We start from the raw sequence: 427 nt of genomic DNA, 5'->3' as shown, positions 1-427 counted from the left end.
GGCGTCTTCGAAGCCGCCAATGACCGTGCCAACCACATCACCCATCTGCTGAGCTGCGTTGCTGGCCTGCTGCTGATAGTTCGCCCACGCCGCGCTCGCGCCAGCCAGCCAATTGCCCTCGGCCTGCCGCAGTTCGTCGTACCCGTCCTTGATCAACTGCAGGCGATCAAGCGTCTTGGACAGCAGCTGTGCCCTCTCCGCTTCGAACGTTTCCTGATCGATCTGGCCAGCGTTCATCTGTAGCTGCAGCTCACGCAGCTTGTCGGCCTGATCAGCATAGGCGTCGTTGATCCTCTGCTGAATCTCGTACTCTCGATCGCCCATCCCAACGCGCTGTGCTTGCGTCGACAGTTGCCGCTGAAGCGCCTGGTTGCTCGCATCGAGCGCGTTGGCGTACGACGCGATGACATTGGTCCTCGCCTTGGCC

General features: G+C 61.6%; 1 protein-coding gene. It reads right to left on the bottom strand.

Annotated features, from left to right (window positions below; all coding sequences use genetic code 11):
• A partial coding sequence (locus FJV41_RS50740; RefSeq protein WP_220138032.1) for a phage tail tape measure C-terminal domain-containing protein occupies window positions 1–427 on the bottom strand: 427 nt, incomplete at both ends.

It is taken from the genome of Myxococcus llanfairpwllgwyngyllgogerychwyrndrobwllllantysiliogogogochensis (assembly GCF_006636215.1).
Classification (GTDB): Bacteria; Myxococcota; Myxococcia; order Myxococcales; family Myxococcaceae; genus Myxococcus; species Myxococcus llanfairpwllgwyngyllgogerychwyrndrobwllllantysiliogogogochensis.
This window is presented reverse-complemented; position numbering and strand designations above follow the sequence as displayed.